The organism is Senegalia massiliensis (assembly GCF_900626135.1).
Taxonomy (GTDB): Bacteria; Bacillota; Clostridia; order Tissierellales; family SIT17; genus Anaeromonas; species Anaeromonas massiliensis.
The window spans coordinates 810,922-825,600 of sequence record NZ_LR130785.1 but is presented as its reverse complement, the minus strand read 5'-3'; the positions used below and the strand labels follow the sequence as shown (position 1 = coordinate 825,600).

Sequence of the window (14,679 nt, the reverse complement as noted above, 5' to 3'; positions counted from 1 at the left end):
ATAAACTCAAAATATTCATAAATATTATTTAAATAGTACTTCCAAAAAACAAAAAAGTCTTGAACCCTCTGTTTCCAAAGGTTTCAAGACTTTTATTCATTACTCCCACTCAATAGTACTTGGTGGTTTACTTGTTATATCATATACTATTCTATTTACTCCATCTACATTGTTAACTATCGTGTTTGATGCTCTTTCTAATACTTCATATGGTATTCTTGCCCAATCACTTGTCATTCCATCTGAGCTATTCACTGCGCGAAGTCCAACTGTATGAGCATAAGTTCTTCCATCTCCCATTACTCCAACACTTTTTATATTAGGTAATACTGCGAAGTATTGCCATATACTATTTTCAAGTCCAGCTTTTTTTATTTCTTCTCTAAATATATAATCTGCTTCTCTTACTATATGAAGTTTTTCTTCTGTTATTTCACCTAAAACTCTTATAGCAAGTCCTGGTCCTGGGAATGGTTGCCTCATTATTACATCATCAGGCATATTAAGTGCTTTTCCAAGTACTCTTACTTCATCTTTAAATAATTCTCTTAAAGGTTCTACAAGTTTAAAATCTACATCTTCTGGAAGTCCTCCTACATTATGATGTGATTTTATAACTTCTGCTTTATCTGTTCCACTTTCAATTACATCAGGATAAATTGTACCTTGAACAAGATAATCAATATCCTTAAATTCTTTTTTCAACTTTTCTTTTTCTCTTTCAAATACTCTTATAAATTCTTCACCAATAATTTTTCTTTTAGTTTCAGGGTCTGTTACGCCTTCTAATTTTGATAAGAATATATCTTGTGCATTTACTCTTATAAGGTTCATGTCAAATCTTTCTTTAAATACTTTTTCTACTTGATCCCCTTCATCTTTTCTAAGTAATCCATGATCTACAAATATACATGTAAGATTTTTTCCTATTGCTTTATGAACAAGTACTGCTGCAACTGATGAATCTACTCCACCAGATAATGCACATATTGCTCTTTTATCTCCTATTTGATTTTTAATTCTCTGGATTTCTTCTTCAGCAAAATCTCCCATATTCCAATCTTCTTTTAAATCACATACATTATATAGGAAGTTTCTTATCATATCCGTCCCTTTTTCTGTGTGATTAACTTCTGGATGAAATTGAATTGCATATATTTTCTTTTCACTATTTTTCATAGCTGCTACTGGACAAGAGTCTGTATTTGCTGTTACTTCAAATCCTTCTGGTAATTCACTTATAAAATCTGTATGACTCATCCAACAATTTAAATTATCACCTAAATCTTTGAATATGCCTTCGTCATCTAATATGTTTAGTTCTGTTTTTCCATATTCTCTTTTTTCAGCTCTCATAACTTTTCCACCAAATTGTTCTGCTATTAATTGGCCACCATAACATATTCCAAGTATTGGAGCATTTAATGAAAATATTTCTGAACTTACTTTAGAAGAACTTTCCCCGTACACGCTATTTGGTCCACCTGAGAATATTATTCCATCAGGATTTAGAGATTTTATTTTTTCTACATCTGTGTCATATGGTAATATTTCACAAAATATTCCTGCTTCTCTTACTCTTCTTGCTATTAATTGGCTATACTGTCCACCAAAATCTAGTATTAATATATAATTGTTTTTCATTTAATCACCCTTTAACCTTTAGTATAATTTGGAGCTTCTTTTGTAAGTTCTACATCATGTGGATGACTTTCAATAAGACCTGCACCAGTTATTTTTATAAATTGAGCTTTTTCTTTTAAATCTTCTATGGTAGCTGTTCCACAATAGCCCATACCTGATTTTAATCCTCCAATTAATTGATATATTGTATCTTTAAGAGGTCCTTTGTAAGGTACGATTCCTTCTATTCCTTCTGGAACAAACTTTTTATTATCTTCTTGGAAATATCTATCTTTACTTCCTTCTGCCATTGCACCCATAGATCCCATACCTCTATATACTTTGAATCTTCTACCTTTATATAATTCAGTATGTCCTGGACTTTCTTCGCATCCTGCAAAAAGTGAACCTAACATTACTGTATCTGCACCTGCTGCAAGTGCTTTTACTACATCACCAGAATATTTGATTCCTCCATCTGCTATTACAGGGATATTATACTTTGCTGCTGCTTTAGCACAGTCATAAACTGCAGTTATTTGTGGTACTCCTACTCCTGCTACAACTCTTGTAGTACAAATTGAACCAGGTCCTATTCCCACTTTTACTGCATCTGCACCTGCTTTTATAAGGTCTTCTGTAGCAGATGCTGTTGCTACATTTCCTGCTATTACTTGAAGTTCTGGATATTTATCTTTTATTTTCTTTACTGCTTCCATTACGCCTTTAGAATGACCATGAGCTGTATCTACTACTATTACATCCACTTTCTTATCTCTTAATGCACTTACTCTTTCCATCATATCATTAGTTACACCTACTGCGCCACCTACTAATAATCTTCCACCTTCATCTTTTGCAGAGTTTGGATGTTCTATAGCTTTTTCAATATCTTTTATAGTTATAAGTCCTTTTAGATTATTCTCACCATCTACTAATGGTAATTTTTCTATTTTATTTTTTTTCATTATTTCAAGGGCATCATCCATTATTATGCCTTCTTTTGCTGTAATTAAATTTTCTTTTGTCATTACATCATCTATTTTTTTATCTAATTGTTTTTCAAATCTTATATCTCTATTAGTTATTATCCCTACTAATTTATTATCATTATCTGTGATAGGAACTCCTGATATTCTATATCTCTCCATAAGTGCCAATGCATCAGATATGAGATTTTCACGTGATAAATAAAATGGATCTGTTATTACACCATGTTCTGATCTTTTTACTCTATCTACTTCTAAAGCCTGTTTTTCTATGCTCATATTTTTGTGAATTATACCTATACCACCTTCACGAGCTATTGCTATAGCCATTTTTGCTTCAGTTACTGTATCCATTCCTGCAGTAAGAAGTGGTATATTTAAGCTTATTTTATTTGTAAGTCTTGTTGCTGTTTTAGTGTTTTTTGGTAATACTTCTGATTTTGCTGGTACTAATAATACGTCATCAAATGTTAATCCTTCTTTAAGAAATTTTTCCATTGTAATCCTCCCTTTCAATATTTTAAAAAACCTTAAGCTCCATAAGTGGAACCTAAGGTTTTATATAATCATATTATATCCTAAGTTTTCCACTCATAGTCAGACAATTTATGGTTGCCCGGTAGAGACTTTCTGGCCATATCCCAGAGTATATATGAGTAATCGTTTATTAAGTTTTAATAATGGTAACAAATTTTTAAATTGGTGTCAAGAAAAGTTTAATTATGTTACAATAATGTATTATTACAGCTGTGTTAATATTTAAATTTACTATTGTAGTTTCCATTATATAGATATATAATGTTGAGTAGGTATTTTAAAAAAAGGAATGATAATATGTCGAAAAAGAAGATATTTTTAATAGGATTTTTAGCTTTATTTATAGGATTAGTTTTAGGTGGAGGAGCTTATTTCCTTTCTACAATAAATAAACTAGACAGAACTGATATTCCTACTGATCATGAAGATTTAGGAATTGATGAAGAAGTAGCAAAAGAATTAGAAGAAAAAAATAGTAATATAAAAAATATAGCACTTTTTGGTATTGATGCAGAAGAAGGACTTAAGGGAAGATCTGATGCTATTATGGTTCTTACTATAGATGATAAGCATAATAAATTGAAGCTTACTTCTATAATGAGAGATTCTTATGTAAAGATGGAGGGTAGAGGTCAGGACAAATTAAACCATGCTTATGCTTTTGGAGGTCCTGAACTTGCTATAAAAACTATAAATCAAAACTTCAATCTAAACATAAAAGACTTTGCTACAGTTAATTTTTCAACATTACCAAAAATTATAGATGCAGTAGGTGGAATTGAAATAAATATAAAAGATTATGAAGTTTCAAGAGCTGGTGTATCTAGTGCAGGTCTTCAAACATTAAATGGTGAACAAGCATTAAAATATAGTAGAATCAGATATGCTGGAAATGGTGACTTTGAAAGGACACAAAGACAAAGAGAAGTGTTGCTTTCACTTTTTAACAAAGTGAAAAATAGAAGTATAACTTCAAATATTTCTCTTGCAAATGAAATACTTCCACTTATAAAAACTAGTCTTACAAATTCAGAGATTATAAAAATGGGAACATCTGTTATGAAAAATGGTTCAATGACTCCTGAAATGGCACGATTCCCAAGAGATGAGCATGCTCATGGAGAAAAGATTAATGGTGTATATTATTTAGTATATGATGAAGATGAAACTATTCAAACAATGCATGATTATATATTTGAAGATAAAAGTTTAGACTCTAAAGCAAGTTCAAATTAATCGAAAAGTGAATGCTTAAGCATTCACTTTTTTTAATATAATATATTTTTATTTACTTCATCATATATCATTTTTATAGATATATGATTTTTTTCTGCTACTGATTTTACATCTTCATATTCAGGTGAAATTTGAATTATTTTTCCATTTTTAAATCCAATCTTTACTTTGATTTTTCCGTACTTTGTATCTATATAATCAAATTTTCTTTCAAGAATTTCTCTATTAATCTCAATAATTCTTACTCCAAATGTAGTAGTTTGCTTGAAAATCTCATTTATAATGTCTTCTCTTTTATCTTCATTTACTATGACAGAAAGTTCTATTCCTGGTCTGTTTTTTTTCATAATTATATTTTTAAGATATACATCTAATGCACCTTTTTCAAATAATCTAGGAAATAAATAAGAATATATCTCTGAATTCATGTCATCTATATTTGTTTGGACTAATACTAGTTTTTCTTCACTTTTTTTTTACCTATTATTACTCTAAGTACATTTGTAATATCTAAATCTTTTGTTCCTATTCCATAACCTATGTTCTCTATTTCCATTTGAGGAGTATCTATTATGTCATCAGCTAAAGCTTTTATTATTGCAGCTCCTGTTGGAGTTACAAGTTCTGATTTTATACCTGTAGAATATATCTCTATTCCTTTTAAAATTTCAAGAGTAGCTGGTGCTGGAACTGGTATTACTCCATGAGCACATTTTACATGACCTGTACCTATATGAATAGGTGAAGAATATATTTTATCTATATCTAACAAATCTATACATATGGCAGTTCCTACAATATCCACTATAGAGTCTACTGCTCCTACTTCATGAAAATGTACTTCATCTATATTTTTTCCATGAATTTTTGCTTCTGCTTCAGCGACATTTTTGAATATTTTTTTACTCATTTTTTTTACATTATCATTTAAATTACTATTATCAATTATACTTTCTATTTTAGCTAAATTTCTATGCTCATGATGATGTGAATGAGTATGATTATCGTGGCTATGACCGTGGTCATGTTCATGATGATGTGAATCACTATGTTTTATTATTACATCAAAGTCTGTGCCTGTTATACCATTTTTTTCGTTCTTTTTTATTTCTAAATCAAACTCATCTATATTTAATTTTGATATTTCTTTTAAAAATTCATCCTTGTCTACACCTAAATCAAGTAATGCACCTATTGTCATATCTCCACTTATACCAGATAGACAATCAAAATATAATATTTTTTCTTCCATTGTTATTACCTCCAAATTTCAAATAATCTACTACATTATAAATTAATCTGTCTATTTATTGTACTAGCTAAATAACCTGCTCCAAATCCATTATCAATGTTTACTACCCCTATACCACTTGCACAACTATTGAGCATGGCTAGAAGGGCTGCAAGGCCTTTAAAATTAGCACCATATCCTACACTTGTAGGCACTGCTATAACAGGTTTATCTACAAGACCACCTACAACTGAAGCAAGTGCTCCTTCCATACCAGCTACAGCTATTATAACATTGGCTGAATTTAATTTATCTTTATTTGACAATAACCTATGAATTCCAGCAACTCCTACGTCATATAATCTTTCTACATTATTTCCAAATACCTCAAGTGTTATTGCTGCTTCTTCTGCAACTTTGATATCAGATGTTCCCCCAGTTACTACAAGTACAGTCCCATTTGTTTTTTTCAATTCTTCTTTTTTTATAACTATAAGACCAGGTAGTTCATAATATTCAATATTATCATCTAAATCTTTTATAGCTTCATAAACTCTTTTTGTAGCTCTTGTTGCCAATATATTTTTACCTGTACAAAGCATCTGTTTTATAATTCCTCTTATATGTTCATTAGTTTTACCTTCACAGTAAATTACTTCAGGGTATCCATTTCTAATTTCTCTATGATTATCTATTTTGGCATAGCCTAAATCATCATATTCTAAATTCTTTATAGTTTCTATTCCTTCATCTATTGATATTTCATCATTTTTTATCTTTTCTAAAAATAATTTTAACTGATCCTTATTCACTCCTATCAACTCCATCATTCATTTTACCCATTCTATATCCTTCCATATCTAATGTAACATATTTAAATCCTATACTCTTCAATTTGTCTGAGACTTTTTTCATCATATTTACATCAAAAAATTTAGGTAAGTCTTCTTTTAATACTTCTATTCTAGCAATACCATTATGATATCTTACTCTATATTGATTAAATCCTAAACTTTTTATATACTCTTCTCCCTGTTCTACTAATCTTAACTTTTCATTTGTAAGTTTTTCACCATAAGGAATTCTAGTTATAAGGCATGCAAATGCAGGTTTATTCCAAGTTGGTAAATTTAACTCTTTAGATATTTCTCTAATATCAGCCTTAGTAAGGCCCACCTCTTTTAAAGGGCTTATTACATTTAATTCTTTAAGTGCTTTTAGACCTGGTCTATAATCTCCTAAGTCATCTATATTTGTGCCATCTACTATATTAGTTATCCCTTTCTTTTTTGCTTCTTCTTTTATTATAGAAAACACATCTTTTTTACATATATAACATCTGTCCTCTGGATTATATATTAACTCTTCATTTTCTATTTTTTCTATTTCTATAATTTCATGGTTTATTCCTAACTCTTTTCCAAACTCTTTTGCTTCTTCTATTTCAGATTTTGAATGTTGTGGTCCACTAATGGTTATAGCTATTGCATCTTGTCCCAATTCATCAGCTGCAATCTTAGCTAAAAGTGTACTGTCTACTCCACCAGAAAAAGCAACTGCTAGATTATCTAAACTTTTTATATATTTTCTTAATTTTTCTAATTTTGAACCTGTCACATAATCAACTCCCTGTGAATTGCTTAATTTTAAATCTATGATAATTATATCATACGGATACACAAGATACACACTCTAAAAAATTTACTATTTTGAATATTTTAAAAAGCTTGTCTGACACGCAAAATTTTGTTATGATGTTATCAATGAAATCGTTTTTATTTACATTGAATTCTATTTCATTAAAGCTATTTTTTATTTCCTATATGTTGTATAATATATTAAAATGGTTTAGCTATAAGTTTTATTTTTTATGTTTTTTTATTTTTGTTTTTTAAAATATAATATAGTGGGGAGATTATTTATGAATTTATTTGTGGGATTTCTTAAGTTTTCACCAGTTTTTTTAATGGCCGGACTAATGATATCAGGATTTGATGCATTATTAGCAGCGCCAATATCTACAATCTATGCTGCTATTGTAGCATATGCAACAGAAAAATTTTCTTTCAATGACCTATTAGACAGTGCCGTTGAAAATGTGAAAGAAATGCAATTAGTTTTCTTTATTCTTATGGCAGCTTACGCAATGGCAGAAGCATTTATGGCTACAGGAGTTGGTGCTGCTATCATTAATGCAGCCTTAAACCTTGGTCTTAATGGAAAAACTGTAGCAGTTACTGCATTACTTGTAACTGGTATTCTATCAGTAGCTACAGGTACATCTTGGGGAACTTTTGCTGCATGTGCTCCAATATTCCTATGGTTAAATCATATCGTAGGCGGAAACCTTATGCTTACCACCGCAGCAGTAGCTGGGGGAGCTTGTTTCGGTGATAACATAGGTCTTATATCTGATACTACTGTTGTAAGTTCTGGTATACACAAAGTTGAAGTTATACATAGAATCAGACATCAAGGCGTTTGGTCTGTAAGTTGTTTGATTCTAGCAGCTATAATTATTTTCTTTGTTGGTGCAGGAATGGGATTACCTGATGTAGTGGGTAATGCAGGAGAAGCTATTAATCAAATTCCAGAAGAAGTATGGTCTAACCTTGATGCAGAAAGACCATCTGCTGTTACATTATTAAACCAAGTTCAAGATGGAGTTCCTTTTTATATGGTTATTCCACTAATACTAGTTATAGCTGTTGCTATTAAAGGACTACCTACTCTAGCATGTCTTGGTATTGGAATAATTTCATCATTAATTTTAGGATTATTTGCAGGTACTGTAACATCTATAGCTGGAAAAGATGGATTCTTAAATTTAATGATGACAGGATTTGCTGATGCAGGAAGTTGGGTTATAGTTATGATGATGTGGGTTGGAGCTTTTGGTGGTATAATGGCAAAAATGAATGCTTTTGCACCTCTTTCTAATTTAATATCTAGAAATATTACTAAAGTTAGACAACTTATGTTTGCTAACGGTTTGCTTTCTATAGCAGGTAATGCTGCATTATCTGATGAGATGGCTCAAATAGTAACTATTGGACCTATTATGAAAAACCTTACTGATGAAAATGTAGAAGCTAGTGAAGAAGATATGTATAAACTAAGACTCCGAAATGCAACCTTTAATGATGCATTAGGAGTATTTGGATCTCAGTTGATTCCATGGCATGTTTATATGAGTTTTTATGTAGGAATTGCTACTGCAGTATATCCAATAGCTAAATTCTCAGCAATTGATATTATAAAATATAATTTTATGGCAATGATTGCCGTTTCTTCAATCTTAATTCTTACATTAACTGGATTAGATAGATTGGTTCCTTTATTTGGAATACCTTCTGAACCAGATGTTAGAATTAGAAAGCAATCTGAAAAAAGATCTAAAGAAGAATTTAAATCAATAGATAAAACTGCAGCTGGAAAATAAATTTCGTTAAAAACATATAGGAAAAAATTTAACCAAACATATTCAGTTAATAAACTAAGGAATGTTTTCAAAAACTACTTGAAAACATTCCTTTTAATTTTCCTTTTATTTAAAATATTTTTATTCTAATCATAAAATAATTTAAAAATAATAATTGTGGGTATACAATTATTAAAGGAGGTGCACCCATGGCACATGAAGAAAAATCAAAATGGGAAAAGATAAAACAAAACATAAAAGAAAAGTGGCATGAACTTACAGATGAAGACATCGAGTATATTAATGGTGACACGGAAAGGTTAAATGAAAAATTTAGAGAAAGATATGGCAAGTCTTATGATGAAATAGAAAGAGACAATATGTATCATAATTAATTTTATATAAACAATAGATAAAGGAGTGACTAATTTTGGATAAATCAGATTTAAAAGCAAAATGGACACAAGCTAAAGGTGAAGCTCTGAGAAAATGGGGTAAACTTACTAATGATGATTTAGATGTTATTGAAGGAGATAGAGAAAAATTAGTAGGAAAACTCCAAGAAAAGTACGATATGAGTCGTGAAGAAGCAGAAAGAGAAGTTGATAGTTTTAGATTTTAATAAAAAAGTGTAATAAAAAATCTGGGGTTAACCCCAGATTTTTTATTACATCATTGGCATTCCGCCCATACCGCCTGGCATTCCGCCTCCTGCTGGCATATCATCTTCACCTTCTTCATCTGCTACTACAGATTCTGTAGTAAGTACCATTGCTGATACTGATGCAGCATTTTGTAAAGCTGATCTTGTTACTTTTGTTGGATCAACTATACCTGAAGCTATCATATCAACATACTCTTCATTTAATGCATCAAATCCAATACCTTTTTCACTTGTTTTTACTTTTTCAACTATAACTGAACCTTCAAGTCCTGCATTTTCACAGATTTGTCTTACTGGTTCTTCAAGTGAACGAAGTACTATATTAACTCCAGTTCTTTCATCACCTTTAGTATTTTTTACAAGCTCTTTTACCTTTGGTACAGCATTTATTAGAGCTGTTCCACCACCAGGTACTATTCCTTCTTCTACTGCAGCACGTGTTGCAGCTAATGCATCTTCTATTCTTAATTTTCTCTCTTTAAGTTCTGTTTCTGTAGCCGCTCCAACTTGTATAACTGCTACTCCTCCTGCAAGTTTTGCAAGTCTTTCTTGAAGTTTTTCAGTATCAAATTCTGAATCTGATGCTTCAATTTGAGCTTTTATTTCATTTACTCTATTAGCAATTTCATTTTCATTACCATTTCCACTTACTATAGTAGTATTATCTTTGTCTATTCTAACAGTAGATGCAGAACCTAACATATCTAATGTAGTTTCTTTTATGTCATATCCTAATTCTTCAGAAATAACTTCTCCACCTGTAAGAATAGCAATATCTCTTAACATTTCTTTTCTTCTATCACCAAATCCTGGTGCTTTTATTGCCACACAGTTAAATGTACCTCTAATTTTATTTACTACAAGAGTTGCTAATGCCTCTCCTTCTATGTCTTCTGCAATTATAAGTAATTGCTTTCCTTGTTGAACTATTTGTTCAAGTACTGGTAATATTTCTTGAATATTAGTTATCTTTTTATCTGTAATTAAAATATATGGATCTTCTAAAGATGCTTCCATCTTTTCAGTATCTGTTACCATATATGGTGATAAATATCCTCTATCAAATTGCATACCTTCAACTACATCTAAAGTAGTACCCATTGAACGTGATTCTTCAACAGTTATAACACCATCTTTTCCTACTTTCTCCATAGCTTCTGCTATTAACTTCCCAATAGTTTCATCATCTGCTGAAATAGATGCAACTTGTGCTATAGCATCTTTTCCTTCTACAGTTTTTGAGATGTTTTTAATCTCTTCTACTGCAGTTTCTACAGCTTTATGTATCCCTTTTTTAAGAATCATAGGATTTGCTCCAGCTGCAACATTTTTAAGTCCTTCTCTTATCATTGCTTGAGCAAGTAAAGTAGCAGTAGTTGTTCCATCTCCTGCAACATCATTTGTTTTTGTAGCAACTTCCTTAACAAGTTGTGCTCCCATATTTTCATATGCATCTTTTAATTCAATTTCACGAGCAATAGTAACACCATCATTAGTAATTAAAGGTGCACCAAATTTTTTATCAAGTACTACGTTTCTTCCTTTAGGTCCTAATGTAACTTTTACTGTATCTGCTAATTTATTTATACCCTTTTCCATTGAACGGCGGGCTTCTTCTCCAAATCTAATTTGCTTAGCCATTAAATAATCACTCCTTTTTATTTTTTAAGCTTTATTCAACAATTGCTAATACATCATTCAATTTAATAATTGTATATTCTTCACCATCAAGTTTAACTTCTGTACCTGAAAATTTAGAAGCTATAACTTTATCGCCTACCTTTATTGTATCTTTCTTTTTATCGTCTGATGTTATTCCATCGCCTAATGCTAAAATTTCTGAAATTTGTGGTTGTTCCTGTGCTGAGTTTGGTAATACTATACCACTTTTAGTTTTCTCTTGAGCTTCTATCTTTTTAATAACTAACCTATCTCCTAATGGCTTTAAATTCATAATTACCCTCCTTGAATATATTGTCTTTTTATTATTAGCACTCATTAAGCATGAGTGCTAATGCTTACAAATATAATAGTACAAAATTGTACTATTATATGCAAATCTAAATATAGTAAATAATTATAGATTATTTTTATTTATTTAAGATTAACTCTTAAAATCTATCATTTACTTGGTTTTTCTCTTAATTACTTTAAATCTTAATATTATTATTTTTTAATCTTTTATCTACAAATCTCATTACTAAAAGTCTAAGTACTGCAACAACAGGTACTCCTAAAAGCATACCCATAAATCCAAACAAAGCACCACCAATAGTAATTGCAGAGATTATCCAGAATGGTTTTACTCCTACATGTTCTCCTAAAATTTTAGGACCTAAATATAAACCATCAAATTGTTGGATAACAAGTATAGTTATTGCAACCCAAAATGCTTTTATTGGAGAGATGAAAAGTGTGATAATAATAGCAGGTACTGCTCCAATAAATGGACCAAAATAAGGTATCATATTAGTAATTCCTACAATAACACTTAGTAACATAGCAAATGGAGCTTTTACTACTAAAAATAGTACTAAAAAACATATTATTGCTACTATTAATGAGTCTATAAGTTTTCCTACTAAATATCTAGAGAACACTCTATTTACATCTCTACCTAATTCTATTATCTTAGTAGCATTAGTATAACTTAAGATAGAATAAAGTAATCTTTTAATTTGTCTTTTGAAATTTTCTTTATCTTTAAGCATATATATTGATATAACTATAGATAAAATTATTTCTAGTAAAAAAGCTGTCACATTGATAGCTTGAAATACAACTTGATTAACTGCCAAATTAGCTAATTCTGTTATTTTAGCAATTGAATCTAATAGTATTTTTTCTAGATTTTCAGTTGCTATACTATTACTTAATATTTCAAATTTAGTTAGGTTATATTCAATAAATTCTTGAATATTTTTTACATAAGTTGGTGTGTTATCTATAAGTATAGTTATACTCTTAATTATATTTGGAGTAACTATGGCAATTAAAAACACTAATATCCCAAGTACTATAATATAAGAAAAAAATATACTTCCTAACCTATTAATTTTAAATGATTTTTCAATATATATAACTAAAGGATTTAAAAGGTAGGCTATACTAAATGCAATTAAAAACGGACTTAAAATATTAAAAAAATCAAGAAATGAATGTGGATTATCTATAAATTTAAACAAAAATATAGATAATATAATTAGTGGTAGAAAATTTAAATATGAAACGACTTTCTTTTTGTTCATTGCTACTCCCCTTCAAATATTTATTCTTCCTTCTATTATATATTATATATATTAAAAATGATATAACTTAAATACTAAGATATATTAATTTAACAGCATAAAATACTAAAGGTAAAAAAATTGCTGGAAGCATATTGCTTACCTTTATCTCTTTTAACCCTAATATATTTATTCCAATAGCTGATATAAGAATTCCACCTACAGCTGACATTTCTAAAACTACTGGATCTATTAAAAAATCAGTTAGAAATGATGCAAGTATTGTTATGCTACCTTGATATAAAAACACAGCAAAACTAGAGAAAGCTACTCCTATTCCAAGGGTAGATGCAAATACTATAGATGTCATACCATCTATTACTGATTTTGCATAAAGTGTATTATGATTTCCTGTTAATCCACTTTCTAGTGAACCAACTATAGCCATAGCCCCTACACAAAATATTAAGGAAGTCGTTACAAATCCTTTAGAAAAATTTGAATCATTTCTACCCAACTTTCTTTCTAAGAATTCTCCCAGTTTATTTAATTTTTTATCTATTTTTAGACTTTCACCTATTATTACTCCTATTATTAAACTAAATATCATTGTAAGAATACTTTCACTTTTAAGAGCAGATGTAAGGCCTATTACTATTACAATAAGTGCAAGCGAATCCATTATTATTTGTTTATACTCTTCTTTTAATCCTTCTTTGATATTTACACCTATTATTCCTCCTAACAATATAGTGAGGAAATTAACTATAGTACCTATCAATCCACATCAACTCCTTATTTTTTCTTGCCTATACCTAATTCTCGTGCATAATAAAATAAATATTGTTGTGCAAATCCTGCTAACGCTCCAAATTTTTCTTGACCATACTCTTGTATAAGTTTAAGTTTTGTATCTTGCTCTAAATAAAAATGCTCCATAACTCTTTTAACCCATACATCTATTGGAAATGCATCTGATTTTTCCATAGAAAATAACATTATACAATCTGCTACTTTAGGTCCTACTCCTGGAAATACTAAAAGATCTTTTCTTGCATCATTTGTAGACATATTCTTTATAGCATAAATATCCATTTCCCTTTTATCAACTATATTAGCAGCTGATGATATGTATTTAGCTCTAAAGCCTAAGCCACATTCTTTTATTTCTTCTACAGATAGTCTATTTAAACTATTTGCTGTAGGAAAACTATAATATTTATTACCTTTATATTCTCCTATAAATTCTCCATATTTTTCACTTAATAAATTTAATGATTTTTTTATTCTAGAAATCATATTATTTGCTGAGGTTATAAAAGAAATGAGTATCTCCCATTCATCTTGATTTAATATTCTCATTCCCTCTCCAAATTTAATAGCTTTTTCGAGTATAGGATCTTTTGATAACTCTTTTTTTATTTCATCATAATCTCTATGTAAGTCAAAATAATGATACCAAATACTTTCAAAATCTTCTCTATTAGTATTAGAAAATACAGCATCATTACCTTCTTTTTTTATATTAAGTATCTTTCCATAAGCAACTATAGTATAACTTCCATCATCTTCTACATGCCATCTAAATGCTTGGCCACACTCAAATATATGTTTAGGCTCAAAATTCTTTATATCCTTTATTATAATTTTATCATTTTGTTCTATTAATTCATAGCTCATTTTATAATTACCTCCTATTTCTTTATCTAAGATAATTACCCTAATAGGATATTTTTAAACCTATACAATAG

13 protein-coding genes, 1 pseudogene and 1 riboswitch are annotated in these 14,679 nt (G+C 29.6%); of the genes and pseudogenes, 4 read left to right on the top strand and 10 right to left on the bottom strand.

Features of this window, described 5'->3' with window-relative positions; genetic code table 11:
• Nucleotides 1–99 precede the first annotated feature (99 nt).
• The gene (gene guaA, locus E0D94_RS04020) at nucleotides 100–1,644 is read right to left on the bottom strand and encodes a glutamine-hydrolyzing GMP synthase (RefSeq protein WP_130806017.1); all 1,545 of its coding nucleotides are present in this window, start codon (nucleotides 1,642–1,644) and stop codon (nucleotides 100–102) included.
• An 11-nt stretch (nucleotides 1,645–1,655) separates the two neighbouring features.
• Nucleotides 1,656–3,110 (bottom strand): IMP dehydrogenase, encoded by a 1,455-nt coding sequence (gene guaB / locus E0D94_RS04015; protein ID WP_130806016.1) that lies wholly within the window; start codon nucleotides 3,108–3,110, stop codon nucleotides 1,656–1,658.
• Nucleotides 3,111–3,186: 76 nt separating this feature from the next.
• Nucleotides 3,187–3,288: riboswitch (purine riboswitch) on the bottom strand.
• A gap of 122 nt (nucleotides 3,289–3,410) precedes the next feature.
• Here guaB and E0D94_RS04010 point away from each other — a divergent pair.
• Nucleotides 3,411–4,385 carry an LCP family protein gene (locus E0D94_RS04010; protein WP_130806015.1) on the top strand — a complete coding sequence of 325 codons (975 nt, stop codon included), beginning with the start codon at nucleotides 3,411–3,413 and terminating at the stop codon, nucleotides 4,383–4,385.
• A gap of 32 nt (nucleotides 4,386–4,417) precedes the next feature.
• Here the strand turns inward: E0D94_RS04010 and larC are convergent.
• The 3 genes and pseudogenes from larC to larE all read right to left on the bottom strand — a co-directional run bounded on the left by larC (nucleotide 4,418) and on the right by larE (nucleotide 7,233).
• Nucleotides 4,418–5,637: pseudogene (gene larC, locus E0D94_RS04005) on the bottom strand (nickel pincer cofactor biosynthesis protein LarC).
• 35 nt (nucleotides 5,638–5,672) lie between these two features.
• A complete protein-coding gene (gene larB / locus E0D94_RS04000; RefSeq protein ID WP_130806014.1) occupies nucleotides 5,673–6,428 on the bottom strand; it encodes a nickel pincer cofactor biosynthesis protein LarB in 756 nt (251 codons plus the stop codon).
• On the bottom strand, nucleotides 6,421–7,233 hold the full coding sequence (gene larE / locus E0D94_RS03995; RefSeq protein ID WP_130806013.1) for an ATP-dependent sacrificial sulfur transferase LarE: 813 nt from the start codon (nucleotides 7,231–7,233) through the stop codon (nucleotides 6,421–6,423). Before larE ends, larB begins: the two co-directional genes overlap by 8 nt.
• Before the next feature lie 304 nt (nucleotides 7,234–7,537).
• Here larE and E0D94_RS03990 point away from each other — a divergent pair, with 304 nt between their 5' ends.
• The 3 genes from E0D94_RS03990 (at nucleotide 7,538) to E0D94_RS03980 (ending at nucleotide 9,659) form a co-directional block, all read left to right on the top strand.
• Complete coding sequence (locus E0D94_RS03990) at nucleotides 7,538–9,058, top strand: Na+/H+ antiporter NhaC family protein (protein ID WP_130806012.1); 1,521 nt, start codon at nucleotides 7,538–7,540, stop codon at nucleotides 9,056–9,058.
• A 188-nt stretch (nucleotides 9,059–9,246) separates the two neighbouring features.
• Nucleotides 9,247–9,432 (top strand): CsbD family protein, encoded by a 186-nt coding sequence (locus E0D94_RS03985; protein ID WP_130806011.1) that lies wholly within the window; start codon nucleotides 9,247–9,249, stop codon nucleotides 9,430–9,432.
• Between the two features lie 35 nt (nucleotides 9,433–9,467).
• Nucleotides 9,468–9,659 (top strand): CsbD family protein, encoded by a 192-nt coding sequence (locus tag E0D94_RS03980; RefSeq protein ID WP_130806010.1) that lies wholly within the window; start codon nucleotides 9,468–9,470, stop codon nucleotides 9,657–9,659.
• 45 nt (nucleotides 9,660–9,704) lie between these two features.
• Here E0D94_RS03980 and groL read toward each other — a convergent pair whose 3' ends face one another.
• From groL to E0D94_RS03955, 5 genes are all read right to left on the bottom strand, one after another.
• Nucleotides 9,705–11,342, bottom strand: coding sequence for a chaperonin GroEL (gene groL, locus E0D94_RS03975; protein ID WP_130806009.1), 1,638 nt, complete (start codon nucleotides 11,340–11,342; stop codon nucleotides 9,705–9,707).
• Nucleotides 11,343–11,373: 31 nt separating this feature from the next.
• On the bottom strand, nucleotides 11,374–11,655 hold the full coding sequence (locus tag E0D94_RS03970; protein WP_130806008.1) for a co-chaperone GroES: 282 nt from the start codon (nucleotides 11,653–11,655) through the stop codon (nucleotides 11,374–11,376).
• 196 nt (nucleotides 11,656–11,851) lie between these two features.
• Nucleotides 11,852–12,949: an AI-2E family transporter gene (locus tag E0D94_RS03965; RefSeq protein WP_130806007.1), complete on the bottom strand. Its 1,098-nt coding sequence runs from the start codon at nucleotides 12,947–12,949 to the stop codon at nucleotides 11,852–11,854.
• A gap of 67 nt (nucleotides 12,950–13,016) precedes the next feature.
• Nucleotides 13,017–13,709: a DUF554 domain-containing protein gene (locus tag E0D94_RS03960; RefSeq protein WP_130806006.1), complete on the bottom strand. Its 693-nt coding sequence runs from the start codon at nucleotides 13,707–13,709 to the stop codon at nucleotides 13,017–13,019.
• Between the two features lie 14 nt (nucleotides 13,710–13,723).
• Entirely contained in the window at nucleotides 13,724–14,608 is an 885-nt protein-coding gene (locus tag E0D94_RS03955; protein ID WP_130806005.1) for a DNA-3-methyladenine glycosylase family protein, read from the bottom strand.
• Nucleotides 14,609–14,679: the final 71 nt, after the last annotated feature.